Here is a 24,752-nt window from a genome sequence, read left to right on the forward strand (position 1 = left end):
CGTCGCCCGCCTGGCCGAACGCTCGGTCCGGCGGACGTCAGCTCTTCTCGCAGGCGATCCCGTCGCCGTCGCGATCCATCTTCTTGTTGGCCTCGTAGAGCGCGTCGTCCTTCTTGACGGTGCCCTTGAGTGCGCGGTAGGTGGTCTTCCCGCCGGAGGTCACCCGGTTCTTCGTCACCGACTTCTTCGCGATGCCACCGGAGTACACCTTGTGGACGGCGGTGCAGTTCGCGTAGGTCTTCGGCGCGGCGGAGGCGGTGGTCGCGCCGCCGAGCACGACGGACGCGGCGAGAGCGGTGGTGACGGCGGCGACGCCGAGGCTGTGGATGATGCGCACGGGTTCTTCCCATGGGACGGGTCGTGACCGCTCGCGCGGCCGCCGCGTCGGGTGCACGGCGGACCGAGCGTACCCGAGCAGCACTCATTCCTTGATCCCCCCGAACGAGGCGTGTGCGGCATGCTGGTGCGATGGACGGCGCAGCACTGCACGAGGTGACCTTCCGGACGGCACTGGCCCTGCCCGCGGTCGAGGAGACGCAGCCCTTCGGCGAGCAGTCCGTCGTCCACAAGGTGGTCGGCCGGATGTTCGTGCTCGCCACGACGTTGCGCGGAGTGCCCATCGTCAACCTGAAGTGCGCGCCGCCGCACGGGGCGGCACTCGTCCGAGACCACGCCGAGATCAGCCCGGGGTGGCACATGGACAAGCGTCACTGGATCACGCTGTCACCGGGGGACGGTCTCGACGAGACCATGGTCGAGGACCTCGTGGCGAACTCGTACGACCTGGTCGTCGCCGGTCTCCCGCGGAACCGGCGCCCCCTCGACCCGGCAGCGGGCCGTCGGGCGGAAGGGTCAGACCCGGCCGCGCGCGAGGACCTTCGCGAGGTCACGGACGACCGTCGGGGCGAGTCGGTCGCCGGAGTCCAGCACCGCGCGGGCCCGCTCGGGTGACGGGCCGGCCGAGATCTCGCCGATCGTGACGCCGTGCTCCGGGCGGTGTGTGACGACCACCGGGTCGCCGGCTGCCACCGGTCCGCTGTGCAGGACCCGGAGGTAGGCACCCGGCCGGTTCTCCGCGGCGAACCGCTTCACCCAGCCGGGGATCCCCATCCGGCGGGCGAAGGTCCCGCACGGCACCCGTGGGATGGTCACCTCGAGTTCGAGCGTCTCGCCGATGCGCCACCGCTCGCCCGTGACGGCACCCGTGACGTCGACCCCGCTCGTGCGGAGATTCTCGCCGAACAGCCCGGGTGGGACGTCGCGCCCCAGGGCCTCGGCGAAGTACGCGGCGTCCTCGTCGGCGTAGGCGTACACCGCCTGGTCCTCGCCGCCGTGGTGCTTGCGGTCCGCCTGCACGTCGGCGTGGAGCCCGAGCGGGCGGACACGGACGGGCCCCACGACCGGGCGCTTGTCGATGGCGGTGATGCCGATCGTGCCGGAGTCGCGGAGCAGCTGGTCGACGCGGCAGACGGCGGTGACGTGGCTCATGCCCACATCCTGGCGCACCGGGGTCACGGAGCCGAGCCCACCGTCGTGCGCGGCCACCCGCCCAGACTTCCTCCACCACTGACCGGTAGAAGGGTGGTGTGCCGTACCAGCCCCTCGCCGACCTCGACGACGCCGTCCTCGCGGGCCGCTCGTCCGACGGCGACGTCCGGGCGTTCGAGGTCCTGATCCGGCGGTACACACCCCTGCTCCGGGCCTACGCCCGGCGGACCCTCGGATCGACCGACGAGCTCGACGACGTCGTGCAGGAGACCTTCATCACCGCGTGGAACCGGCTCGACGCGCTCGACGACGGCGCCAAGGTCAAGTCGTGGCTCATGCGGATCCTCAGTCGCAAGTGCATCGACCGCATCCGGGCGCGGCGCGAGCACCTCGACGTCACCGAGCTCGAGGTCGCGGCACCGCGGGACGACGCTCCCGAGCGGGTCGCCGAGGCCCGGTCCCGCGAGGAGGCGGTCGAGACCGCCCTCGCCGAGCTCCCCGAGGCGCAGCGACGGTGCTGGGTGATGAAGGAGATGCTCGAGTACCGCTACGAGGACATCGCCGAGGAGCTCGACCTGCCGGTGTCGACCGTGCGTGGCCTGCTCTCGCGTGCGAGGAAGAACATGATCCGTCTCATGGAGGCATGGCGATGACCGGACCCGACCGCACGCGCCCCGACGAAGTACCGCTCGACGCGCTCGAACCCGAGGACCTCGACGGCCACACCATCGACGAGCTCGCGGACTACCTGGACGCCGGGTTGCAACCGGCCGACCCGAGCATCGACGACTCCGCGGCGTGCCAGAACGCGCTCGCCGCACTCGTCCGGCTCCGACAGTCGTCCCTCGGCTCGCTCGACACCGCCGCTGAGCAGGAGGCACCCGCGGACGAGTCGTGGATCGGCGGTGTCCTGGCGAACATCTCGCTCGAGGCCCGCGCCGGTCGCGACGTCCCGCTGCGCCCGTCCGTCCCGACCGAGCGTCCCGTGATGACCGAGGGAGCCATCCGGTCCCTGGTCCGGACCGCCGGGGACGTCGTCCCCGGTGTCGTGATCGCCCGCTGCGCGCTGCAGGGCGACGTCACGCTGCTCGATGCACCCGTCCGGGTCCTGGTCGAGCTGGCGATCCGGTCGGGGGCACCGATCCACGCCACCGCCGAGCACGTCCGCCAGGCCGTCGGTGAGATCCTCGCCGAGCAGACCGATCTCCGTGTCGAGGCGGTCGACGTGCACGTCCGTGACCTCCTGCCCCCGCTCCCGCCCGCGCACGACGGGGACCAGGCAGCGCCCGGAGCGACCGACGAGGAGGGCCTCGCATGAGCATCGACGACGAGACGGCCGCGGCGATCGAGGCCGCGGTCCTCGCGGCGCCCGGCGTCGCCGACCTGTACCGCGCGCGGCCGACCCTCGGCAGCGCGGTCGAGTCCGCCCGGCGGCTCGCCTCGCGTGCGCCGGTGTCCCGGGTGGTGCTCGACGACGACGTCCTCCGCGTCGTCATCGGCACCGACGGATCGGCTCCCGCGCGGGCTGCGGCGCGTGCGGCGCACGACGCCGCGCTCCGCGTCGCAGGCGAGCGCGGGCTCGCGCTCGGCCGCGTGGACGTGCGCATCGCGCGCGTCGGCTGACCGGACGGGCTCGCTCGCACGGCGGCAGGGCGACGACGGACCACGGGACGGACGGGAGGCACGGCGCCCGCCGGCACCGTGCCTCCCGTCCGTCATCCGGTGACGCCCGTCACCCGCTCGCGGCTCAGTAGAAGTTGTTCGCCTGCGAGTGGGCCCACGCGGCACAGGGCGTGCCGTAGGCCGCGCTGATGTACCGCAGCCCCCAGGTGATCTGGGTGGTGGCGTTGGTCTGCCAGTCGGCCGCGACCGTGGCCATCTTCGAGCCGGGGAGCGCCTGCGGGATGCCCGTCGCGCCACCGTTCGGGTTGACGGCCCGGTAGTCCCAGCCGGACTCCTTGGTCCACAGGTTGTCGAGGCACTGGAACTGCGCGGAGCCCCAGCCGTACTGCGAAGACGCCATCGAGGACGCCGTGGCCTTGGCGCCGGCGACGGTGTTCGCAGCGGCGAGGCGCTCGGCTGCTGCCGCGGCCTCCGCTGCCGCACGCTCGGCTGCGGCCTTCGCCTCGGCGTCGGCCTTCGCCTGCGCTGCTGCCGCTGCCGCCGCGTCGGCGTCCGCCCTGTCCTGGGACGCGCTCTCGTCGGCGACCTGCGTCGTGGCGTCGACGGTCGAGGCGATGCGGGTGGTGATCGCGGAGCCGGACATGCCGCGGTAGTCCGACAGGGCTGCGACCTGGCGTTCGAGGGCGCGCGTGTCGGTCTTGTCGTTCGCGTCGGCGAGCACCGTTCGGGCGGTCGCGATGGTCGCGGCGGCCTGGGCGCGGTCGAGGTCCGCGCCGTGCAGCGCGGGGGTGGCCGAGGCGCTCGCGGAGGGGACGCCGATGGCCTCGCCGATGGCCGGCTGTGTGCCGACGGTGGCGAGTCCGCCGACGAGGGCGACGGCGGCAACGCCCCCGACGACGAGGGCGGCGCGACTGCGGAGCGCACGGCGGACACGGCGGCTCGGGGTGTCGAGCGCCTGGCGTCGGGTGGTCGCGGTGATGGGGGCTTCGGGGGTGGTTCGCGTCATCGGTTCCGGTGGTCGGCCGGCTGGAGGGCGACTCCCGGGCACGCCGGATCGGGCACGCGGGTGTGGGGGAGCGTGCACGACCGTCGGGACGGCCGTCGTGGGGGAGCCGCGAGCCGGGGGAGGACCGGACGGTGGTGTGGGGCCCGTCCGTCCGCCGCTGGGCGACCGGGTGGCCGCCTGCTCGGGCGAAGCCGTCACGATGACGTGTCAGCCTGGACAGCCCGTCCGGAAGCCCTGGCAGAACCGTCCGTCCACCCCTTGGTAACGGTTGGGTAACGGTGCTGACGCCGCCGGATCAGCGCCCGGAGGTGTGTGCTTCCTGGGAGCGCTCGCCCTGGCCGATCCGTTCGAGGGCGGAGAGGGCGGCGGCGATGGAGTCGACGTCGTCGTCGGGCAGGTCCGCGATGAGCCCGGCGACGATGCCGGTGCGGTCGGAGCGGGCCCGTTCGACGGCAGCGATGCCAGCGGGGGTGGCCGACACCATGAACGCCCGGCCGTCCCGCGGGTCGGCCTCGCGTTCGATGAAGCCGCGCTGCTCGAGCTCGGTGAGGATGCGCGTCATCGTGGGCTTCGTGACGACCTCGATCCGCGACAGGTCGCCGGGGCGCAGGGGTCCCTCGGCCTGGATCGTCGCGAGTGCGGAGACGAGCCCGTAGCCCAGCGCGGCCGAGTCGGTGCGTGCACGGCGGTTGATGCGTCCGACGGCGGCGGCGAGGCGCGCGGCGATCTCGGTGCGGTCCGGCTGGCGGTGGCTCATGCGGTGCTCCCGGGTCGTCGGGTCGAGGCTGTTCGAGCGGGTCGGAGCGATGCTACCGGTCCCCACGGGCGTGTGACCGAGTGCCGTGCGGGGTGCTGACGCCGCGTGCGTGATCGCCCGTCCCGAGGTCCGGGACGGGCGTTCCTGTACGACGTGACAGGTGTGCTCAGCTCGAGCGGTACCGCTTCTCGCCCGGGAGCAGGTGGATCGCCTCGGTCGCGAGCTCGGCGGCGATGTTGTCACCGCTCTCGGTCGCGTCGCGCAGCCGGCGGAAGTCCGCGGTCAGCTGGTCCCAGTCGATGAGCTCGTCGAGGTTCGGCAGGCGCAGGCGGAACGCGAGACCGTCCGTCGTGTCGCGGCACACCCGCTGCAGGTTCTCGTTGCCGCAGGCGTCGACGTACAGCCCGAAGACCGAGAGCGCGTCGTGGTTGACGGCGGGGACGTCGTGCGCCTCGAGCTCGGTGATCGTGCGGTCGAGCTGCGCCAGGATCTTCTTCCGCGTCGGTGCCGTGAGCCGGGGGACGGCCAGCCGGACGACCCCGCCGAACAGCACGCCGAGGGTCTGCATCGCCTCGACCACCTCCTCGGCCTTCGGGGTGGTGACCCGGGTGTACCGGTTCGGTGCCATCTCGATGAGACCGGCGCGGGCGAGCTGGCTGAGGGCCTCGCGGATCGGGGTGCGGGAGACGCCGAGCCAGGCGATGAGCTCGTCGTCGTTGAGGCGTTCACCGGGCTCGAGCGTGCCGTCCATGATCGCGGCGTGGATCTTGTGGCGGACGGTGTCGCGGAGCAGCTGGTGCTCGGTGGGGGCGCTGCTGGGGACCGGCATGCGGGTGTCCTCGTTCTCGGTGGACGGTCGGGAGCGCCGGACCGGTCGGTGTCGACGCCTGATCACCGTACCTGATATGTGAACGGTCGTCCGTCGGCCGCCGTGCCTCAGGTGGCGTCGAGCAGCCGGACCGTCACCGGGTCCTCGGTCCCGTCGAACCACCGGTCCAGCAGGGCACGGAACGGAGCCGGGTCCTCGGCGGCCCTGGCGAACAGGGTCGCCGACGACCGCGCCTTCAGCGCGTCGATCCCACCGAACAGGTCGTCCGCGCTCCGGGCCGGTGCGTCGACGACGGTGCGGGCAGCCTCGAGCAGGCGCGGACCGAGCACGGGGTGTGCCAGGAACGCCCGCGCCTCGGCGAGCCCCTCGATCGCGTACCGCTGCGCCGTCGCACTGCGCCCGAGGCCGGCGAGCTGCGGGAACACGAACCACATCCAGTGCGACCGCTTCCGGCCGGCCGCCAGCTCCGCGAGTGCCTGCTCGTGGACGCCCTCCTGCGCACGCACGAACCGGTCGAGGTCGAACGGGTCGTCGCTCACCGGACCACCTCGCCCCACGCGTAGCGCACGGTCGTCGCGTCCACGACGAGCAGTGAGTCGGGGTCGCGGTCGAGGAGCCCGGGCAGCCCGACGGCGTCCGGTAGGTCGCCCTCGAGCCGCTCGAGCCGGGCGCTGCGGACGGTCAGCGGCGCGTGCTGCCGCTGCCAGAAGAGCGTCTGCGCCAGGTGCCGCGCGTGGATGCCGGCGCGCGTGGTGAGCGCGGCGGCGAGCGGCGTGTCCACGACGTCGCCCGCGGTGACCCGGACGAGGACGTCGTGCCGCGGGCGGGGTCGCGGCGGGCGTGCGTTCCCCGCGTGCACGAGCGCCCGCGCCCAGCGGACCGGGTGCGTCGCCCGGGCCGGGTGCCGGACCGACCGGTGGTCGAGGGTGTCCCCGCGACGCGTCGCCCGGACGTGGGAGAACGTGTACGGCACGCCGAGCAGCGTGTTCGCGGCGACGATGGCGGGGACGTGGCCGGTGTCGACGGTGCGGTAGACGATGCCGTGGCGACCCCTGGTGTCGACGGTCGCGATCTCGATCGTGACCTCGGTCATCGAACCGAGTCGTCGTGAGGGCGGGAGCGGCGGGAGGGCCGTCTCGCGGAACACGAAGGCGGTCAGACCCACCCACGCGCTGCCGTCGACCACGTCGGGCCGGGTGCCGCGTGGCACGAGCCGGGCGAGCGAGGCCGGGTCCCGCCGCCAGTGCGCGAACACGATGTCCTCCCACGCGTGCACGGCGACGGGCCGGTGCACGAGCGGGACCGCCGCCCGCTGGCGGACCGCGTCGGTCACCGTCGTGGCGCGTGTCGTCCGACGCGCACGGCCCAGGCCACGAGCGGCGCCTGCAGCGGGAGCCGCGCGACGCCGACCAGCCGTGCGGCGCGCCCTGCGCGTGGGCTGTCGAGGAGGTCGGCGGCCATCTTGACGTTCGCGGGGAAGACCGCCAGGAACAGTGCCGCTGCCGCCCAGCCGGACGCGCGACGCGTGGCCGGCACGGCGAGTCCGGCGGCGATGCCGAGCTCGGCCACGCCGGAGGCCACCGTGGTCAGGCGCGGGGGGAGGCCCTCCGGCACGATCCGGTCGTAGCCCCGCGGGCGCAGGAAGTGGGTGACGCCGGCTCCGCCGAGGAGCACGGCGAGCATGGTGGCGGTCCGGGTGGCACGTCGGGCGCGCTCGCGTCGTCGCATGCGCCCATCGTGCACGCCCTCGCCCGAGCGGGTGTCGGGCGTCGCTCAGGTCAGGGCGGTCGCGACGAGGTCGAGCACCGCCGTGGCGACGTCCGCCTTGCTGCCGGAGGTCTCCCGGACGACGTCGCCGCCGGGCACGAGCACCTCGATCGCGTTCTCCTCGCGTTCGAAGCCCGCGTCCCACCCGACGTGGTTCACGACGAGCAGGTCGGCCGGCTTCCGGGCGATCTTGGCGCGTCCGAGGGCGATCCGGGCCTCGCGGTCGGGCTCGGTCTCCGCCGCGAACCCGACGATGACCTGACCCGTGCGGCGTGCTCGGACGAGGTCGGCCAGCACGTCGGGGTTGCGGACGAGCTCGAGGGTCATGGTGTCGCCCTGGTCGTCCTTCTTCAGCTTGTCGGGGCGGACCTCGGCCGGTCGGTAGTCCGCGACCGCGGCGGTCATCACCACCACGTCGGCGTCGACCGCCGCGGCGTGCACCGCGTCGGCGAGTTCCTCGGCGGACCCGACGGGCACCACGGTCGCACCGAGCTCCGCGGTGAGCCCGGCGTCCACGTTCGCGGCGACGAGCGTCACGGTCGCGCCGCGTCGGACGGCGTCCGCGGCGATCGCCACGCCCTGACGACCGCTCGACCGGTTGCCGACGAAGCGCACCGGGTCGAACGGCTCGCGCGTCCCTCCGGCGCTCACGACGACACGCACCCCGGCGAGGTCACCCTGGTCACCTCGCGCCCCCGTCCCCGACCCCGCTGCGGCACCGGCCGGGAGGCCCGCGCCGCCCTGGTCCCGTCGGCCCGCTTCGGTCGGTCGGTCGAGCACCGCCAGCGCCGCGGCCGCGATGTCCTCGGGTTCCGCCATCCGGCCGATCCCGGCGTCGTCACCCGTCAGCGCGCCGACCACCGGCCCGACGAAGTGCACCCCGCGGTCGCGCAGGGTCCGGACGTTCGTCCGGGTCGCGGGGTGCTCCCACATCTGCGGGTGCATCGCGGGGGCGACGACCACGGGCGCCTCGGTCGCGAGCAGCGTCGTCCCGAGCAGGTCCCCGGCGAGTCCGTGGGCCATCCGCGCCAGGGAGTCGGCGGTCGCGGGCGCGACGACGACCAGGTCCGCCCGGCGTCCGAGCGCCACGTGCCGCACCTCGGCCACGTCGTCCCAGACGCTCGTCGTGACCGGGTTCCGGCTCAGCGCCTCGAGCGTCGGCAGTCCGACGAAGCGGAGTGCACCCTCGGTCGGGACGACGTGCACGTCGTGGCCGCGCTTGACGAGGTCGCGGACGACACCCACGGCCTTGTAGGCGGCGATGCCCCCGGTGATCCCGACGACGACGGACAGACGGCGACCTGCTGCAGCATCCACGTCGGTCACGCTACCCGGACGGCCGTGCGAGGATCGAGCCCATGTGCACCGTCGTCGTCCGCGTCGACCCCGGCGCCGCGTGGCCCGTCACCGTGCTGGCGCTCCGTGACGAGTCGCCCGACCGTCCCTGGGACCCGCCCGCCGCCTGGTGGCCCGAGCTCGACCCCGCCGTCCGGGGTGTGCGCGACCGGTCGGCCGGCGGAGCGTGGCTCGCCGCGTCCGACGCCGCGGGGCTCGCCGTCGTGCTGAACCGTGCCGAACCGGTGCCGAGCGACGACGGCACCTGGACCACCCGCGGCGTGCTGCCGCTCGACGCGCTGACCGGCGCGGCGCCGGGCGCGGGCGGCTCGCTCCCGACCACGCGTGCGTTCAACCTGGTACGGGCCACGGCCGAGGGCGCCGCCGTCGACACCTGGGACGGCAGGGCGGTGCGGAGGACCCTGCTCGAGGCCGGCGTGCACATGGTGACCCACGGAGCCCCGGACGACCCCGCCGCGCCGCGGGTCGGCCGGTGGCTCGAGGCCTTCCGCGCGGCCCCGGCGCCGGCCGGACCGCCGGCGCTCGGCCCGTTCGACGAACTCCGCACCGCCGACCTCGGCGACGACGCGGGCGACGGCTGGAGCGGCTGGTTCGGCGTGCTCGCCGACTCCGCGGCCCTGCCCCCGGACCACCCGGACGCGATCCTGCGCGACGCGGTCGAGCCGGACGGCCACGTCGCGACGCTGTCCGTCGTCGCCGCCGCGGTCGGGCCCGGTCGGACGGTGCTGCAGCACGCGCGGCTCGCCCACCCGGGACGCCTCGACGGCTCGGTGGAGCTGCACCGGGCGTGATCGTCCCGCCCGGACGTCCCCGATGCTGTGAGGAGCAGCAGCGCACCGGCCGGTCCCGCCGTGGTCCGGCGGCGTACGGTCCCCGTCGTGACCCCGACCACACGGCCGTCCCCGCGCACCGTCGCGGGCATCGGTGACCCTGCTCCGCGGCGCCGTCCCCGCGGTCGAGCCGTCCTCGCGACGACGCTCGCCGCCCTCACCGCGCTCGCCCTCGTCGGCTGCAGCGAGGACTCCTCGGTGGCCGCGGCCTCCTCGCCGAGCCCGACCGGCCGCGCCTGGGACCACGCCCCGGGGGAGCGGATCGTCGTCATCGGCGACTCGGTGAGCGGCGGCCACGGCCTGACGCCGGAGCAGGCCTGGCCCGCGCTCCTCGCCCGGACCGAACGGTGGCAGCTGACGAACCTGTCCTGCGACGGGGCCGGCGTCGTCGCCACGGGGGACCCGGACGCGTGCGCCAGTGCCTACCCGGGGCTCGTCAAGCGTGCGGTCGACCTGCGCCCCCGGGTCGTCTTCGTGCAGGCGAGCTCGAACGACCTGGGCGAGGACGACGCACAGGTGACGAGCGCCACCGACCAGCTCGTGGCCCTCGTCCACCGCGACCTGCCCGGAGCCCGGGTGGTGGGGCTGAGCGCCGTGTGGAACGAGCAGGCCCCGCCGGCGCAGCTGGCGACGATCTCGCACGCCCTGCAGCGGGCGACCCGGCGCGACGGCGGCACCTACGTCGACGTCGGGCAGCCGCTGTCCGGCCACCCGGAGTGGATGCAGTCCGACGACGTGCACCCGACCGCCCGCGGACAGCGTGCCCTCGAGGCGGGGGTGATCGACGCGTTCGCACGCGACCACCTGCGGTTCTGACGCCGACGGGACGCGGTCGGGTCGTGCCTCCCGGCCGGTGCGGGTGCCGAGCCAGCGGTCAGGCGGGCGCGTGCGTGTCGGTGAGGTCCTCGGCGACCGCCCAGAGCGACCGGGCGAGGTCCGCACTGCGCGCCGAGCGCGGCACCGAGACCGTCGTGGTCGGTCCGGTCAGGCCCCCGAACCCGGACGGCCCGTAGTAGGCCCCGCCGACCGCGGCCGGACCGACGGCGGCGTACAGCAGCGGCTCCGCGCCCTGCTCCACCGCCTGCGTGAAGGGGAGCGCGCGGTCGCTCGCGCGGACCGGACGCGACCGGCCGAGCGAGCGGCCCGTGGACTGCAGGTTCGTGCGCGTGTAGCCGGGGTGGGCCGCCGTGCTGACGAGTGGCCAGTCCCGCTCGACGGACAGCCGGTGCAGGTGCAGCGCGAGGAGCAGGTCGGCCAGCTTGGACTGCGAGTAGGCCCGCCAGCCGTTGTAGCCGCGCTCCCACTGCGGGTCGGTGAAGCGGATGCTGCCGGGGATGGCGGCGAGGCTCGACATCGTCGCGACGCGCGGGGGCCGGGCGTCGTCGCTGCCCGCGGCCGTGCCGAGCAACGTCGGCAGCAGCAGGTTCGTGAGCGCCAGGTGTCCCAGGAAGTTCGTGCCGAACTGCAGCTCGAAGCCGTCCGCGGTCTCGAAGCGCTCGGGCGGGGCCATCACGCCGGCGTTGTTCACCAGGACGTGGAGGGGACGGCCGTCGTCGGCGATGCCCGCGGCGAACCGGCGGACGCTGGCGAGGTCGGCGAGGTCGAGCTCGCGCACCTCGAGGTCGGCGCCCGGGTGCTCCCGGCGGATCTCGGTCGCGGCGTCCTCGCCCTTCGCGGTGGTGCGGACGGCGAGCACGACGCTCGCGCCGGCACCGGCGAGCCGCTTCGCGGTCTCCTTGCCCGTGCCGCTGTTCGCGCCGGTCACGACGATGCGACGGCCGGTCTGGTCGGGGATGTTCGCCATGCGCGGCACGGTACGCCGGCGGTCTGGTGACCCGCCGGGCGCGCGCCGTCGGGGCTGTACGTCCGGCTCCCGCGGTGCTACAGTTCATGCAAACGCATCGATCAGGAGGCGCACATGAGCAACGCATTCGGCACCGACCGCCCGTCGGACGTCCCGCCGCCCGCACCCGAGCGCATCGGGCCGGTCCAGCTCGGCCTCGACACCTTCGGAGACGTCACCGAGCGTGCCGACGGGTCGCTCCGCTCGGACGCGCAGAGCATCCGCGACGTCGTCGACCAGGCCGTCCTCGCGGACCAGGTCGGGATCGACTTCATCGGCGTCGGGGAGCACCACCGCGAGGACTTCGTGGTCAGCGCCCCCGAGGTCGTCCTCGCCGCCATCGCCGCCCGCACCTCGTCGATCCGCATGGGCTCCGCCGTCACCGTCCTGTCCTCGGACGACCCGGTGCGCGTGTACGAGCGCTTCGCCACCGTGGACGCCCTGTCGGACGGGCGCGCCGAGGTGATCCTCGGCCGCGGCTCGTTCACGGAGTCCTTCCCGCTGTTCGGCTACGACCTGGCCGACTACGAGGTCCTGTTCGAGGAGAAGCTGCAGCTCTGGAACGCCCTGCGCGGTGGGGACGCGGTGACGTGGTCCGGCACGAAGCGCGCGGCGCTCGTCGACCAGGACGTCTTCCCCAAGCTCGAGCACGGCCCGATCCCGACCTGGATCGGCGTCGGCGGCTCGCCGCAGTCCGTCATCCGTGCGGCGTCCTACGGCCTGCCGCTGTTCCTCGCGATCATCGGCGGGCAGCCGGCGCAGTTCGCCCCGTTCTCGCGGCTGTACCGCCAGGCGCTCACGCAGCTCGAGCTCCCGCAGCAGCCCATCGCGATGCACTCGCCGGGCTTCGTCGCCGAGACCGACGCCGAGGCAGCCGAGCGCTACTGGCCGTACCACAAGGCCGTCACCGACCGGCTGGGCCGCGAGCGCGGCTGGCCGCCCCTCGACGCCGCGCAGTACCAGGCGGGACTGTCCGCCGGCGGGTCGCTGTACGTCGGGTCGCCGGAGACGGTGGCGCGGAAGATCGCCCGGAACATGCGGATCCTCGGCGTCTCGCGCTTCGACATGCGGTACGCGACGGGTCGCCTGCCGCACGAGGACATGATGCGGTCGATCGAGCTCTACGGCACGCGGGTCGCACCGCGGGTGCGCGAGCTGCTCGCCGAGCCGGTGCCGGTGCCGTAGGCGGACGCCTCCTCGGGGTGGGCCGGCGGGCCGGTGCGGCTCGGGGCGGCTCGGTGCTGCTCGGGGCGGGCCGGTGCTGCTCGGGGCGGGCCGGTGCTGCTCGGGGCGGGCCGGTGCGGCCTGCTCGTGCACAACGAGGAGCACCCCGCACCACGGGATTCCGTGGCGCGGGGTGCTTCCCGTTGTGCCGGGTCCGGCAGCATCCCGTCGGCCGGGAGGCGCGCCCCACCGCCGCCACGCCGACTCACGGCAGCGCCGGGTACCGTCCACCGCATGTCGCCCCGCCCCAACATCGTCGAGCGTCGGTTCCGTGGTCGCATCATGGGCGTCGGCACGACGTCCGGTGTGCGGTTCGTCGTCGGCATGTGGGACCGGTCGCCGTTCGGAGCCTTCACGGACGTCTTCGTGGAGCAGCCGGACGGATCGAGCGTGCTCCTCGCGCCGGACGAGATCGTCGCCGCGTACGTCTCCGGGACCTACCGCTTCGACACGGTGTCGGTGGTCGACATCGACGCCCGCCGCACCGCTCGTGGTCTCGAGCTCGACGCCGGCCCGCTCCGCGCCTCGATCGACGTCGGATCCATCTCACCGCTCGGGCGGGTGCTCCGCATCGTGCCGAAGCCGATCGCGCGTGATCCGCGGTGGCTCAGCGTGATCGACCCGGTCGCACGACTGGTCGCTCCCGGCGCGGGCACGGCCGGCACCGCGGGAGGTGGCCGCCGCGAGTACTACGGCGTGACCGGGGCGCACGACGTGACCGCCGTCTCGGGGTCCTGGGCGGGGGAACCGCTGGGGTCCCTGGCCCCGCTCGACCCGCCCGTGGCGTTCGGCTTCGCCTCGATGCCGCGCGTCCCGCAGGTCGTCGACGTCGAGACGACGATCCGCGAGCCCGCCGTCTGACGCGTCGCCCTCGGCCCCGCGGGCGGTGCGGCGTGGGGTCGCTGGGTCGGAGCCTGTGGGTGCCCGTTCGTACCCGTTCCTTCCCACGACGACCGCGATACCTGATCGTTCCGGGCGTACCTGCTGTTCTCGGACGGCCAGGTACGCCCGTCCTCGCCAGGGACGCGCGTTCTCGCCAGGTGCGCCGTTCTCGCCAGGTGCGCCGTTCTCGCCAGGTGCGCCCGTTCCCGCCCTGCACGCCCGGTCCCGCGCGGCACGCGTCCGCGCCGCAGCCACTCGTGCGGGGGCCGGAACCCGGGCGGGCAGGTCCCAGCGACGAGGGGCACACTGGCGGGAACGGAACGCGCCCGGGCAGTGCCCGGCCGGACGTCGAGCACAACGGGGCGCACGACGAACAGGAGCATCATGACCGACACGCAGGCAGACCACCGCGCAGCCATCTCGGACATCGTCCACGGCGCTCGAACCGCCCTGCTCACCACCGTCAGCGACGACGGCCAGCTGCACGCCCGTCCGCTGGCCGTGCAGGACAAGGCGTTCAACGGGACCCTCCGCTTCCTGGTGCAGGACGGCAGCGAGAAGGTGGAGGACATCGCGCGCAACCCGCACGTCAACGTCGCCATCGAGTCGCAGGGCGGGTACCTGTCGATCGCGGGCACGGCGACGGTCACCCGCGACGAGTCCGTCATCGACGAACTCTGGTCCCCGTTCGCCGAGGCGTGGTTCCCGGACGGCCGACAGGACCCGACCATCCGACTCCTCACCGTCGAGGGCGACTCGGTCGAGTACTGGACGCAGGACACCGGCCCGGTCGGCAGCCTCGTGCAGACCCTGAAGGCCGCGATCGGCAAGCAGAGCCAGCCCGACACCGGCCACCACGGCACCGTCGAGCTCTAGCCCGTCCCCCTTCCGCACCACGCAACGTCGGCGGTCCCTCGCAGCGGTACAGCCCTGCGAGGAACCGCCGACGTTGCGTCCCGCGAGCGTGCCGCGAGCCTTCCGCCGAGCGTACCGCTGGGGTCAGGGCGGGCCGAGCAGCCAGAGCACCGCGACGAGCACCGGCTGCCCGAGGAGCGCACAGCTCACGAACGTCCAGCGCATCCAGGGCCGGGCGACGAGCTCGGGGGAGCCGAACAACGGCGCGAGCGGCATGAGGAGCCGCGGGGTGGACGCCATCGGCAGGGACACCGCGAAGATGTAGAGCGCGTAGGCGGCCGAGTACAGCACGGTCGTCGAGCCGAGCGCCCGGGTCGAGCGCCGCAGCAGCCAGACGGGGTACGCCATGAGCAGGACGACCACGATCAGGACCCCACCGACCCCGAGCCACCGCCCGGCGATCAGGAACCAGGGCGTCATCGGCGTGAAGTCGACCCGCCCGATGAAGTTCACCCACCAGGACATCTCGGTCTCCAGGTAGGCGTCCGACCGCCCGGTGACGTGCGCCGCGATGACCGGCCACGCCAGACCCGCCGCAGCCATCACCACGCCGGCGGCCACGACCCGGACGCGTTCCGCCACCGGGAAGGCCTCGAGGGACCGCACACCGGCGCCCGCGGCGGCTCGTCGTGCACGCACCCAGCGGACGAGCGCGACGACCCCGAGCAGGAGCGGCAGCGCGAGCGCCCCGGGACGGGTGAACGCCGCGACCACGCCGAGCACCGTCAGCAGGCCGTAGCGCCGTCGTTCGAGCGCCAGCAGGGCGCCGAACGTCAGTGCCAGGAACGTGCTCTCCGCGTAGCCGACCTGCAGCAGGAACGACAGCGGACCGCACGTGAAGAAGAAGACCGCCCACATGCCCGCGGCGTTGCCGGCACGGTCGCTCACCAGCCGGTGCAGCAGGAACGTCGCCACGAGCCCGGCGGCCAGCGCGACGAGGGGTGCCCCCACGGCGAACGGCACCCCGGTCGAGGCCGTCAGCATGCGGATGGCGAAGGGGAACGCCGGGAGGAAGGCCCACGCGTTCTGGGCGACGTGCCCGGCGGCATCGAGCGGCAACGTCGTCGGGTAGCCGTGCACCGAGATCTGCTCGTAGTACTGGCCGTCCCACGCGGTGAGGAACGACCCGAACCCGTGCTCGTTGCCCCAGATGGCGTTGTCCGGCATCTGCCGGGCCATCAACGGGTAGGCGAGCGCCAGCCAGACCGTGGAGACGAGACGGCCGCCGCCCCACACCAGCAGCACCGCGGCCCAGACGGGCAGGCTCGTCGCCAGGTCGACGATGCGACGTCGACCGTTCGCGAGCGTCCCGGTGACGGCGCCGTCGGTGCGGCTCACCGGCCCGCTCCGGCGGGCGCAGGGCTCTCGGTGGGCACGGACCGAGCGTACCGACCGTCGCCTGGCACCCTCCGGCACGCCGGTGGCCGGTCGCGGACGGACCGGTCGTCGGTGGTCGGCCGGGAGGCCCGTCCCGCGTTCTGCACACCGCAACGGCTCCGGCGGGTGGTCGGTCCGCGCAGCGGGGCCGGCCCTAGCCTGGAGGCCCACCCGGACGGACCGCGTCCGACGACCAGAGGAGTCCCCGTGCCGAAGACCGCCATCGTCACCGCGAACGCCCCGGCACCCGCCGGCCCGTACAGCCAGGGCATCGTGGCCGGCGGGTTCCTGTACACCGCGGGCTTCGGGCCGCAGGACCCGGCGACGGGGGCGATGGCCGACGACGTCGCCGGACAGACCGCCCAGGTGCTGGCCAACGTCGCCGCCGTCCTCGCCGAGCACGGCGCGACCCTCGACGACGTCGTGAAGTCGACCGTCCACCTCGAGCACTCGGACCGGGACTTCGCCGCCTTCAACGAGGAGTACGCGAAGCACTTCTCGGAGCCGTACCCGGTCCGCACGACCGTGCAGTCGCACCTGGCCGGGATCCTCGTGGAGATCGACGTCGTCGCGGTGCTGCCCAGCGCCTCCTGATCGTCACCCGCCGTCCCGCTCCCTGAGCGGAACCTCACCGACCTCCGGTGCCCCTCGGTGCCGTCGCGCCCGCACGCCGGATCCCGGCGCCCGGGGTGGTGCCCGTCAGACGTCCGGCAGCGAGCACCGGCACGCCCGCCACCAGGACGTCGTCCGTCCCCACAGCCGTGGCCGTCGGGTCGTCGTAGGTCGACCGCGCCGCCACCCGCTCGGGGTCGACCACCGCGAGGTCGGCGACCGCCCCCGCACGCACGACCCCGCGGTCGCCCAGCCGCAGGTGCTCGACGGCGGTGGTCGACAGGTGCCGCTGGGCCTCCGGCCACGACAGTAGCCCGGCACGCACGAAGTCGCCGAGGTACCGCGCCACGGTGCCGGTGGCCCGCGGGTGCGGGTGCGTGCCGACGTGGATGCCGTCCGACCCCGCGGCGTGCCCGGGGTGCCGGACGAGCGGCGCGAGGTCGGCGGGGGAGCGCGGGTGCGGGACCCGCATGATCGCGGTCACCTGCAGGTCGGAGGCGACGAGCAGGTCGATCGCCAGGTCCACGGGGTCGGTGCGCCGCGCGGCGGCGGCGTCGGTCAGGGTGCGGCCCTGCAGGTCGTGGTGCGCCGGTGAGGGCACGTGGGAGAGCGTGACCTGGTCCGCCCAGCCCGGTCCGAGGTCCGGGCGTGCGGTGACCCGGTCGAGCACGGCGGTGCGGACCCGGCGGCGTCCGGCGTCGTCGGCGACCGCGCGGGCGAGGTCGTCGGTGCCGGGGCGCGCGAGTGCAGCGGGGAGCAGCAGCATCGACAGGATCGTGCACCCGCGGGAGTACGGGTACGCGTCGAAGGTCAGCCGTACCCCCGCGGCCGCCAGGTCCTCGAGCACGCCGATGGCCGTGTCGACCGGAGCGTGCAGGTGCGACACGTGCGCACGGACCCCGCTCGACCGGACGATCTCGGCGACCTCCTCGAGCCCGACGCGGAGGTTCGCCTCGTACCCGCCGCGGACGTGCGACACGTAGACGCCGTCGACGGCGGCGACCTCCGCGCAGAGCGCCGCGAGCTCGGCGGTGTCGGCGTACAGCCCCGGCACGTAGTCGAGCCCGGTGGCGAGCCCGAGCGCTCCCTCGGCGAGCCCGCGGCGGACGAGCGCGCGCATCGCCGTGGTCTCCTCGGCGGTCGCGGGTCGGTCCTCGTCGCCCAGCACCTCGTGCCGGATCGTCCCGGCGGGCACCAGGGTCGCGACGTTCAGCGGCGTGGTGCCGTCGTACGTCGCCAGCAGGCCGGCGGTGCCGCCGCCGCGGTACCGGGGGTGCGGGCCGTCGATCGCCGCGAAGTACCGGCCCGCCCACCTGCCGTCGCCGGGGGCCGGGCCGACGCCGTCCTGGCCGGTGACGATCGACGTGACGCCCTGACGGAGCAGCGCGAGCTGGACGTCCTCGTCGAAGACCCGGGACCCGGCGTGCGAGTGCGCGTCGACGGCCCCGGGGAGGACCGTGCGGCCACCGCAGTCGATCGTGCTGGCGTCGTCCGGCACGGGGAGCGTCGCACCGACCGCCGTGATCCGACCGCGTTCCACGAGCACGTCCGCGCGGGTGGGGCCGTCCCGGTCGACGACGGACCCGCCGCGGAGCACGAGCGGCGCACCGGTCTCCGCGGTGGTGGTCACCGGGCGAGCCCCGCGACGAGCCGCTCCGCGCGGGACCGCAGCGCGACCGTGTCCCCGGTGCCCAGGGCGTCACCGACCAGGGGGGAGCCGAGTCCGACCGCCACCGCACCGGCTGCCAGGTAGTCGGCGGCATCGTCGATCCCGATGCCGCCGGTCGGGACCACGTCGACGAAGTCGAGCGGGGCGAGCACCTGCCGCAGGTACGCGGGGCCGCCGAGCTGCGCCGCCGGGAACAGCTTCACCGCCCGGGCGCCGAGCCGCCACGCCCGCACGATCTCGGTCGGCGTCGCTGCCCCCGGGTACCAGCCGATGCCCCGCTCGTGGGCACGCTCGCCGATCGCGGGGTCGAGGTGCGGGCTGACGACGAAGGACGCCCCCAGGTCGGCGGCGTCGTCGACCTGTTCCGGGTCGAGGACCGTGCCCACCCCGACGGAGACGCCGTCGCCGAACCGTCGCGCGGTCCAGGCGGTGCCCTCGCGCCAGCGCGGGGTGTTCGTGGTGAGTTCGACCGCGCGGACGCCGGCGCCCACCAGGGTGTCGACGACCGCCTCGACGTGCTCGCCCGTGCCGCCGCGGAGGATCGCGACGGCCGGACCCGCGCCGTGCCGGGTGCCGTGGTCCGGCACCGACGGGCTGTCGCCGGTGGACGTGTGGTGGGTGCTCACGGTGTGGCTCCTCGGATCGGTCGGGCGGGTTCGTGCCGGACGGGTGGTGGTCGCGGTCAGCGGTCGACGCGGTCGTGCACCGCGGTGTCGGTCGCGGCTGCTCGGGGGTCGGACGGGTCCGACGGGTCCGACGCGTCGGCGGGGAGCGTGTCGGGGGTCGTGCCGGGGCCGGGCAACCGCCAGTCGCCCGGGACGGTGCAGGCGAGCGCTCCGGCGTCGGCGGCCCGGTCGAGCGCGGTGTCCGCGTCGGCCCCCGTGAGTGTCGCCGCGAGCCAGGCCGCCACGAACGCGTCGCCGGCACCGACCGGGTCGACGACGCACACCGGTGTCGCCGCGCGGCGGGTCGTCCGCCCGTCCACGACCGAGACGGCACCGCGGGAGCCGAGCTTCACCACGGCACGACCCCGGGCCAGGTCGGCGAGCCCACGGGCGAGGTCCTCGTCGGACTGCAGCGGGGTCGCCCCGTCGTCCCCGGCACCGTCCGGGGCACCGAGCAGGATGCGGGCCTCGTCGTCGCCGGCGAAGACCACCGCGGCACGGGCGGCGACGGCGCGGTAGTGCTCCCGGGCGACCGCGGCGTCGAGCAGCTTCTGCCGGTGGTTCACGTCGAAGGACACCGGGACCCCGGCGGCCTCGGCGCGGTCGAGCACGGTGGTGACGGTCCGCCGGGCGGACTCCGAGAGCGCGAGCGTGATGCCGCTGACGTGGACGAGCGCCGACCGCTCGACGAGCCCGGCGGGGACGTCCTCCGGTGCGAGTGCCGAGCCCGCGGAGTGTCGACGGTGGTAGGTCACGCGGGTCCGGCCGTCCCGCAGTCGTTCCTTCATCATGAGCCCGGTCGAACGGTCCGGGTCGACGACCGCGGCGACCTCGACCCCGGCCTGCCCGACGTCCCGCAGGACCCGGTCACCGGCGGGGTCCGCCCCCACGCGTCCGACCCACGTGGCCGGGACACCCGCACGGACCAGCCCGATCGCGACGTTGCTCTCCGCCCCGCCGGTGTCGACGCGCATGTGGTCGAGGTCGCACACCTCGCCGACACCGGGGCCGGCCAGCAGGAGCATCGTCTCGCCGAGGGTGAGGACCCCCGTGCCCGCGCTCACCGGGTCACCCCACCCGGTGCCGTGCGATGCAGGGCGAGCTGTGCCGACGAGGACCCGAGCGCGACCGAGATCTCGAGCGCGGTCCGCACGACACCGTCGCCGAGCTCGCGGACCGCCGCCGCCGGGAAGCGGGACGCCAGCCCCGAGATGCTCATCGCGCCGACGACCTGGTTCGCGTGGTCGAGCACGGGCGCGGCCACGCAGCGGATGCCCGGCTCGTTCTCGCGGTCGTCGATCCCGTACCCGCGCGCCCGGGTGCGGTCGACCTCCTGCCGCCAGCGTCCGTCGTCGGTGATCGACTGGTCGGTCATCGCGGTCGCGGGCACGGCGAGCACCGCGCCGAGGAGCCCGGGGTCGCCGAACGCCACGATCGCCTTGCCGGAGGCGGTGTTCCGCATCGGCAGGCGGTGGCCGATGCGTGACCCCATCCGGACCGTTCCGCGGGTCTCGACCTTGTCGACGTAGACGATGTCCGTGCCGTCCGGCACCACCAGGTGACAGGTCAGGCCGGTCGACTCCGCGGTGCGCCGCATGAACGGCGCCGCTGCGGCGCGCAGGTCGATGCCCTCGAGGTAGCTCTGGCCGAGCAGCAGTGCGCCGAGCCCGAGGGTGAAGCCGGCGTCCGGGGTGCGGCGGAGCAGGTCGGTCTCGACCATCGGCGCGGTCAGGCGCAGCACGGTCGACTTCGCGGTGCCCAGGGTCGTCGCGAGCTCGCCGAGCGACACCGAGGCGGCGCCGTTCCGGGTGCGGTCGGCCACGTGGTCGAGGACCGTCAGGCCCCGGCGGAGCGACAGTGCGGCGTTCCGCGCGGGCACGGGCGACGGCGGCGACTGCTCGTCGTCGGGCATCAGAACCACGTCGCGATCGTCTCGGTGACCGTGTCGTCGTCCGCGAGCACCTGCACCTGCCGCCACTTGTCGAAGACCGTGCACGGGTGGGAGACCCCGAGCACGACGACGTCGCCGGGCGTCAGCCCGGGCGCCCCGTCACCCAGGGCGAGGTAGCAGTGCTGGTCGTCGAGGCGGGTGACGGTGACCGCCCCGGGTGGTGGGACGACCTGCGGGTCGTGTGCCGTGCCTCCCGGCCGGACGCCGCGCACCACCGGCAGGCCCTCGTCGAACGAGACGTCGCGCTTGCCGACCGCGACCAGCGCGCGGCCCGGCTCCGGGCAGGACGTGACGCGGCCCCACACCTCGATCGCCGGGCGGAGCGAGCCCTCCTCCGGGCGGCGGCCGAACGGCGTGCGCTCGGCGTAGAAGCCGTCGTCGTGCGTGAGGTAGGCGCCCGAGCGCAGGAGCACGTCGACGTCGTCCGGGCGGCCCTGCACGGCGTCGACCACCCCGTCGAACCAGGCGCTGCCGCCCATGCTGAGCAGGGTGCGGCCGGCGACGAGACGACGCACGTCGCTGGCGATCGCGAGGACCTCGGCGACCCAGGCGCGTGCGGTGTCGACGTCGGGCAGGCCGCCCTCGTACCCGGTCACCCCGCGGAGGACGAGACCCGCGTCGTGCGCCGCGACGGCGACCTCGCGCGCCTGCTCGGCCGAGCGGACGCCCGTCCGGCCGCCGGGGAACCCGACCTCGACCAGCACGTGGACGGTGCCGCCGACGGAGCGGGCGGCGCTCGCCGCCGCGGTGACACCGGCGACGGAGTCGACGTTGCAGAGCACGTCTGCGTCGGGGTCGACGCTCCGGCGGGAGGCGAGCCAGGCGAGGCCGGCGGGGTCGAGGACCTCGTTGGCGACGAGGATCCGGTGCGCGCTGTGTGCCCACGCGACCATGGCCTGCTGGACGGAGGCGACCGTGACGCCCCAGGCGCCGGCACGGACCTGGCGGTCGGCGAGGGCCGGGGCCATGTGCGTCTTCATGTGCGGGGCGAGCAGCAGCCCGTGGCGGTCGACGTACGACTGCATGACGGCGGTGTTGTGGGCGAGAGCGGACTCGCGGAGCGTCATCACCGGGAGGTGCGCGTGGTCGAGGACGTGCCGGCCGAGGACGGGGGCGGCGGGGTCGGCTGCGCCCTTCGTCGTGACGGTGCCGGGCGGGCGGACGGGGTGCCCTGCTGCTGCGGGGGTGGTCGTCATCGGTCCTCCTGCGTCGTGCGGTGTGCTCCTGGGGCAACGCTCCCGGTGCCGGGTCCACCGGGCAACGTCCTCGTCCCGCCCATTCTGCGGTGCAGAACGGTGGTACGCCCCGGCGCCTGCCGGCTGCGTCGGGCAGAAACCGAGCGGGCATAGCATTCGACGTGATGACGACGATGACGACGACACGACGACGGGGGAGCACGGCGGTGGCCGTGCTCGTCGCGGGCACCTTCTTCATGGAGCTCCTGGACGGCACGATCCTCGCGACCGCAGCCCCGGCGATGGGCCGCGACCTCGGCGTCGACTCCGCCGCGATCGGTGTCGCGATCACCGCCTACCTCGTCACGCTCGCGGTGTTCATCCCGGTCAGCGGCTGGCTCACCGACCGGGTCGGCTCCCGCACGGTCTTCGCCGGCGCGATCGCGCTCTTCACGGTGGCCTCCGCCCTGTGCGCGGCGTCGGAGGGGCTCGTCGAGCTGACGCTCTGGCGGATCCTGCAGGGGCTCGGCGGAGCACTCATGGTGCCCGTCGGACGGCTCGTCGTCCTGCGGAGTGCCGGACGCGAACAGCTCGTCACCGCCATCGCGATCCTCACCTGGCCCGCACTCGCGGCACCGATCATCGCCCCGTTCGTCGGCGGCGTGCTCGTCGACACCCTCAGCTGGCACTGGATCTTCCTCGTCAACATCCCGCTCGGGGTGATCGCCTTCGTCGCCGCACTGGTCCTCGTGCCGCAGGAGCGCGCTCCGGAACGCGTCCCGTTCGACTGGCGTGGGTCGCTGCTCGCCTGCCTCGGACTCGGCTCGCTCGTGGTGATGGCGTCCCTGCTCGCACTCGACGAGATCCCCCTGGTCGCGGTCGTCGTGTCGGGCGTGGTCGGGGGCGTCTGCTGCTGGCTCGCCGTGCGGCACTTCCGTCGGGCCCCGCACCCGATCATGGGCCTCGGGTCGTTCCGGCTCGAGACCTTCCGCGTCTCGCACGCCGGGGGCAGCCTGTTCCGGCTCGCTGTGTCGGCCGTGCCGTTCGTGCTGCCGCTGCTCTTCCAGGACGCCTGGGGCTGGAGCGCGGTGCTCGCCGGGTCCGCGGTGCTGTGGGTCTTCGTCGGCAACCTCGGGATCAAGCCGATGACCACGCCGTTCCTCCGCTGGTTCGGCTACCGGCCGGTGATCGTCGTGTCGAGCGCGATCGCAGCGCTGAGCGTCGTCGCGATGGTGTTCCTGACCGAGGACACCCCGTTCTGGCTGCTCGCCGTGCTGCTCGTGGTGAGCGGCGCCGCGCGGTCGGTCGGCTTCACGGCGTACAACACGATCGCCTTCGCCGACGTCGAGCAGGCGGACATGACGCCGGCGAACACACTCTCGTCGACACTGCAGCAGGTCGCAGCGGGCTTCGGGGTCGCCGTCGCCGCCGTGGCCATCCGGGCTGCGGCCGGGCTCGGCGGGACCGGGCCCTACGACGTGGCCTTCTGGGTGATCGCCGTGCTCCTCGTGGTGGCCTGTGTCGAGGGTGTCCTGATGAGCCGGACCGCGGGGGACACGGTGCGACCGGCGCGCCGGGTGCGAGCCGCGGCGCGCTGACGGGCGCTGTCCCGCTGTCCGGCGGGGCTGTCAGCCGTCCCGCTGCCCGGCGGGGCTGTCATCCGTCCGCTGTCCGGCGGGGTTGTCGGCTGTCCGCTGTCCGTTCGCGACACGGTCACACGATCGGGACCCCGGGTGCGCTACGGTCACAGCAACTGTCCGCGACAGCCGAGTACGGTTGCCGCGGCAGGGTGACCGAGACACCCAGGACGGAAGGCAGCATGGCCGGGCCACAGCAGCAGGGGACGATCGCCGACGGCACCGCCGTGCAGCCGACCGAGCTGCGCGTCGTCAGCTACAACCTCCGCGAGCACACCGCCAACAGCGAGCTCGCCGCCCTGGCGGAAGCGTCGCAGGCGGACGTGATCTGCGTGCAGGAGTGCGACAGCAACGACCTCGCGCCGGAGGTCGCCGGGCTGTCGCTCGCCGCCTCCACGAAGGCCAACCGACTCGGTCTCGCGATCTACAAGCGCGACGACCGCTTCGAGGTGCAGGACTTCAGCATCCACTCGCTGCAGAAGTCGCTGCACGACCGGGTGCTCGCCCCCGCGCACGAACGGCTCATCGCGATGCGGCTCCGCGACACCGAGGCCGAGACGGAGGTCATCGTGGCCTCGTTCCACGCCTCGCCGCTGACGGCCACGAACTCCCTGCGACGCAAGCAGATCGAGGCGGCCCACCAGTTCGTCCGTGAGCTGTCCGACGAGGCTCCGGCGATCATGGTCGGCGACTTCAACTACCCGTGGTTCCAGACGAACCTGCGCCGGAAGATCGAGGAGCACGGCTTCGCGCTGTCGCTGTCCGACCAGCCGACCTACCTGCGTTACCGCAAGTTCACCGGCCACTTCGACTTCGCGACGAGTGTCGGGCTGCACATCGCCGGCGTCGAGACCCTGCCCGCGGGCATCTCCGACCACCGGCCGATCCTGGTCCGCGCGCACTACGAGCACCCCGGCGTGGCGACCGCCGCCGTCGAGGTGCCGGAGACCCCCGCCGCCTGAGGCCGCCACGGCCGGGTGCTCGCTGTCCCTCGCCCGCGTTCCGGCACCGTCCCGCCGAACGGGCGTGACATGCCGTGTCCGTCCGTCGAGCGGGCACGTTCGGCTGCCAGCAGCGCCGGGCGTGACGGATCGTGCCCGCTCGGCGCGACCCCCGCGGCGGGACGCCACCGCCGACGGACGGGAG

At 74.4% G+C, this 24,752-nt stretch carries 28 protein-coding genes; 12 read left to right on the forward strand and 16 right to left on the reverse strand.

Annotated elements, in window-relative coordinates:
• Positions 1-37: 37 nt before the first annotated feature.
• Positions 38-337 carry an excalibur calcium-binding domain-containing protein gene (locus tag ACH0A8_RS01910; RefSeq protein WP_251154567.1) on the reverse strand — a complete coding sequence of 100 codons (300 nt, stop codon included), beginning with the start codon at positions 335-337 and terminating at the stop codon, positions 38-40.
• Between the two features lie 131 nt (positions 338-468).
• Here ACH0A8_RS01910 and ACH0A8_RS01915 point away from each other — a divergent pair, with 131 nt between their 5' ends.
• A complete protein-coding gene (locus tag ACH0A8_RS01915; protein ID WP_209684992.1) occupies positions 469-951 on the forward strand; it encodes an MmcQ/YjbR family DNA-binding protein in 483 nt (160 codons plus the stop codon).
• On the opposite strand, the gene ACH0A8_RS01920 is transcribed toward ACH0A8_RS01915, so the two are convergent.
• Entirely contained in the window at positions 853-1,488 is a 636-nt protein-coding gene (locus tag ACH0A8_RS01920) for an MOSC domain-containing protein (protein WP_251154568.1), read from the reverse strand. The genes ACH0A8_RS01915 and ACH0A8_RS01920 overlap by 99 nt on opposite strands.
• Before the next feature lie 98 nt (positions 1,489-1,586).
• On the opposite strand from ACH0A8_RS01920, the gene ACH0A8_RS01925 reads away from it, so the two are divergent.
• From ACH0A8_RS01925 to ACH0A8_RS01935, 3 genes are read left to right on the forward strand one after another with little or no spacing between them, the layout of a single operon-like run.
• Positions 1,587-2,141, forward strand: coding sequence for an RNA polymerase sigma factor (locus ACH0A8_RS01925; RefSeq protein ID WP_066655417.1), 555 nt, complete (start codon positions 1,587-1,589; stop codon positions 2,139-2,141).
• Positions 2,132-2,806, forward strand: a complete 675-nt coding sequence (locus ACH0A8_RS01930; RefSeq protein WP_406906300.1) for a hypothetical protein — start codon at positions 2,132-2,134, stop codon at positions 2,804-2,806. The genes ACH0A8_RS01925 and ACH0A8_RS01930 overlap by 10 nt, the downstream gene beginning before the upstream one ends.
• Complete coding sequence (locus ACH0A8_RS01935) at positions 2,803-3,111, forward strand: hypothetical protein (RefSeq protein ID WP_251159616.1); 309 nt, start codon at positions 2,803-2,805, stop codon at positions 3,109-3,111. Before ACH0A8_RS01930 ends, ACH0A8_RS01935 begins: the two co-directional genes overlap by 4 nt.
• A 124-nt stretch (positions 3,112-3,235) precedes the next feature.
• On the opposite strand, the gene ACH0A8_RS01940 is transcribed toward ACH0A8_RS01935, so the two are convergent.
• From ACH0A8_RS01940 to ACH0A8_RS01970, 7 genes are all read right to left on the reverse strand, one after another.
• On the reverse strand, positions 3,236-4,117 hold the full coding sequence (locus ACH0A8_RS01940; RefSeq protein ID WP_406906302.1) for a phospholipase: 882 nt from the start codon (positions 4,115-4,117) through the stop codon (positions 3,236-3,238).
• A 295-nt stretch (positions 4,118-4,412) separates the two neighbouring features.
• Positions 4,413-4,874 (reverse strand): MarR family winged helix-turn-helix transcriptional regulator, encoded by a 462-nt coding sequence (locus ACH0A8_RS01945; protein ID WP_209684997.1) that lies wholly within the window; start codon positions 4,872-4,874, stop codon positions 4,413-4,415.
• Between the two features lie 166 nt (positions 4,875-5,040).
• Complete coding sequence (locus tag ACH0A8_RS01950) at positions 5,041-5,703, reverse strand: GntR family transcriptional regulator (protein WP_406906304.1); 663 nt, start codon at positions 5,701-5,703, stop codon at positions 5,041-5,043.
• Positions 5,704-5,810: 107 nt separating this feature from the next.
• Positions 5,811-6,242 carry a DUF1810 domain-containing protein gene (locus tag ACH0A8_RS01955; protein ID WP_066655400.1) on the reverse strand — a complete coding sequence of 144 codons (432 nt, stop codon included), beginning with the start codon at positions 6,240-6,242 and terminating at the stop codon, positions 5,811-5,813.
• Positions 6,239-7,036 (reverse strand): YqjF family protein, encoded by a 798-nt coding sequence (locus tag ACH0A8_RS01960; RefSeq protein WP_406906306.1) that lies wholly within the window; start codon positions 7,034-7,036, stop codon positions 6,239-6,241. The genes ACH0A8_RS01955 and ACH0A8_RS01960 overlap by 4 nt, the downstream gene beginning before the upstream one ends.
• Positions 7,033-7,431 (reverse strand): hypothetical protein, encoded by a 399-nt coding sequence (locus ACH0A8_RS01965; protein ID WP_066655395.1) that lies wholly within the window; start codon positions 7,429-7,431, stop codon positions 7,033-7,035. The genes ACH0A8_RS01960 and ACH0A8_RS01965 overlap by 4 nt, the downstream gene beginning before the upstream one ends.
• Positions 7,432-7,476: 45 nt before the next feature.
• Positions 7,477-8,763: a bifunctional phosphopantothenoylcysteine decarboxylase/phosphopantothenate synthase gene (locus ACH0A8_RS01970; protein WP_406906513.1), complete on the reverse strand. Its 1,287-nt coding sequence runs from the start codon at positions 8,761-8,763 to the stop codon at positions 7,477-7,479.
• Positions 8,764-8,828: 65 nt separating this feature from the next.
• On the opposite strand from ACH0A8_RS01970, the gene ACH0A8_RS01975 reads away from it, so the two are divergent.
• Together ACH0A8_RS01975 and ACH0A8_RS01980 are read left to right on the forward strand one after the other, a co-directional pair.
• Entirely contained in the window at positions 8,829-9,617 is a 789-nt protein-coding gene (locus ACH0A8_RS01975) for an NRDE family protein (RefSeq protein WP_406906308.1), read from the forward strand.
• 87 nt (positions 9,618-9,704) lie between these two features.
• A complete protein-coding gene (locus ACH0A8_RS01980) occupies positions 9,705-10,472 on the forward strand; it encodes an SGNH/GDSL hydrolase family protein (protein WP_209685000.1) in 768 nt (255 codons plus the stop codon).
• A 58-nt stretch (positions 10,473-10,530) separates the two neighbouring features.
• On the opposite strand, the gene ACH0A8_RS01985 is transcribed toward ACH0A8_RS01980, so the two are convergent.
• On the reverse strand, positions 10,531-11,460 hold the full coding sequence (locus ACH0A8_RS01985; RefSeq protein WP_066655390.1) for an SDR family oxidoreductase: 930 nt from the start codon (positions 11,458-11,460) through the stop codon (positions 10,531-10,533).
• Between the two features lie 114 nt (positions 11,461-11,574).
• Between ACH0A8_RS01985 and ACH0A8_RS01990 the strand changes: the two genes are divergently transcribed.
• From ACH0A8_RS01990 to ACH0A8_RS02000, 3 genes are all read left to right on the forward strand, one after another.
• A complete protein-coding gene (locus ACH0A8_RS01990; RefSeq protein WP_235426353.1) occupies positions 11,575-12,684 on the forward strand; it encodes an LLM class flavin-dependent oxidoreductase in 1,110 nt (369 codons plus the stop codon).
• A 273-nt stretch (positions 12,685-12,957) separates the two neighbouring features.
• Positions 12,958-13,584, forward strand: coding sequence for a hypothetical protein (locus ACH0A8_RS01995; RefSeq protein ID WP_406906311.1), 627 nt, complete (start codon positions 12,958-12,960; stop codon positions 13,582-13,584).
• Between the two features lie 405 nt (positions 13,585-13,989).
• Positions 13,990-14,481, forward strand: a complete 492-nt coding sequence (locus ACH0A8_RS02000; protein ID WP_209685002.1) for a pyridoxamine 5'-phosphate oxidase family protein — start codon at positions 13,990-13,992, stop codon at positions 14,479-14,481.
• Between the two features lie 123 nt (positions 14,482-14,604).
• On the opposite strand, the gene ACH0A8_RS02005 is transcribed toward ACH0A8_RS02000, so the two are convergent.
• Entirely contained in the window at positions 14,605-15,858 is a 1,254-nt protein-coding gene (locus tag ACH0A8_RS02005) for a hypothetical protein (RefSeq protein ID WP_406906313.1), read from the reverse strand.
• Between the two features lie 246 nt (positions 15,859-16,104).
• Here ACH0A8_RS02005 and ACH0A8_RS02010 point away from each other — a divergent pair, with 246 nt between their 5' ends.
• Positions 16,105-16,491 carry a RidA family protein gene (locus ACH0A8_RS02010; RefSeq protein ID WP_066655379.1) on the forward strand — a complete coding sequence of 129 codons (387 nt, stop codon included), beginning with the start codon at positions 16,105-16,107 and terminating at the stop codon, positions 16,489-16,491.
• 34 nt (positions 16,492-16,525) lie between these two features.
• On the opposite strand, the gene ACH0A8_RS02015 is transcribed toward ACH0A8_RS02010, so the two are convergent.
• From ACH0A8_RS02015 to ACH0A8_RS02035, 5 genes are read right to left on the reverse strand one after another with little or no spacing between them, the layout of a single operon-like run.
• The gene (locus ACH0A8_RS02015; protein ID WP_406906315.1) at positions 16,526-18,139 is read right to left on the reverse strand and encodes an amidohydrolase family protein; all 1,614 of its coding nucleotides are present in this window, start codon (positions 18,137-18,139) and stop codon (positions 16,526-16,528) included.
• Complete coding sequence (locus ACH0A8_RS02020) at positions 18,136-18,804, reverse strand: bifunctional 4-hydroxy-2-oxoglutarate aldolase/2-dehydro-3-deoxy-phosphogluconate aldolase (RefSeq protein WP_406906317.1); 669 nt, start codon at positions 18,802-18,804, stop codon at positions 18,136-18,138. The genes ACH0A8_RS02015 and ACH0A8_RS02020 overlap by 4 nt, the downstream gene beginning before the upstream one ends.
• A 56-nt stretch (positions 18,805-18,860) precedes the next feature.
• Positions 18,861-19,907, reverse strand: coding sequence for a sugar kinase (locus tag ACH0A8_RS02025; protein WP_406906319.1), 1,047 nt, complete (start codon positions 19,905-19,907; stop codon positions 18,861-18,863).
• Positions 19,904-20,755, reverse strand: coding sequence for an IclR family transcriptional regulator (locus ACH0A8_RS02030; protein ID WP_406906515.1), 852 nt, complete (start codon positions 20,753-20,755; stop codon positions 19,904-19,906). The genes ACH0A8_RS02025 and ACH0A8_RS02030 overlap by 4 nt, the downstream gene beginning before the upstream one ends.
• Complete coding sequence (locus tag ACH0A8_RS02035) at positions 20,755-21,990, reverse strand: alanine racemase (RefSeq protein ID WP_406906321.1); 1,236 nt, start codon at positions 21,988-21,990, stop codon at positions 20,755-20,757. The genes ACH0A8_RS02030 and ACH0A8_RS02035 overlap by 1 nt, the downstream gene beginning before the upstream one ends.
• 164 nt (positions 21,991-22,154) lie before the next feature.
• On the opposite strand from ACH0A8_RS02035, the gene ACH0A8_RS02040 reads away from it, so the two are divergent.
• Both ACH0A8_RS02040 and ACH0A8_RS02045 read left to right on the forward strand, forming a co-directional pair.
• Positions 22,155-23,567, forward strand: coding sequence for an MFS transporter (locus tag ACH0A8_RS02040; RefSeq protein WP_251154579.1), 1,413 nt, complete (start codon positions 22,155-22,157; stop codon positions 23,565-23,567).
• Positions 23,568-23,788: 221 nt separating this feature from the next.
• Entirely contained in the window at positions 23,789-24,568 is a 780-nt protein-coding gene (locus ACH0A8_RS02045; protein WP_209685009.1) for an endonuclease/exonuclease/phosphatase family protein, read from the forward strand.
• Positions 24,569-24,752: the final 184 nt, after the last annotated feature.

Source organism: Curtobacterium sp. 179-B 9B NHS, assembly GCF_045370965.1.
In the GTDB taxonomy this organism is placed as follows: domain Bacteria; phylum Actinomycetota; class Actinomycetes; order Actinomycetales; family Microbacteriaceae; genus Curtobacterium.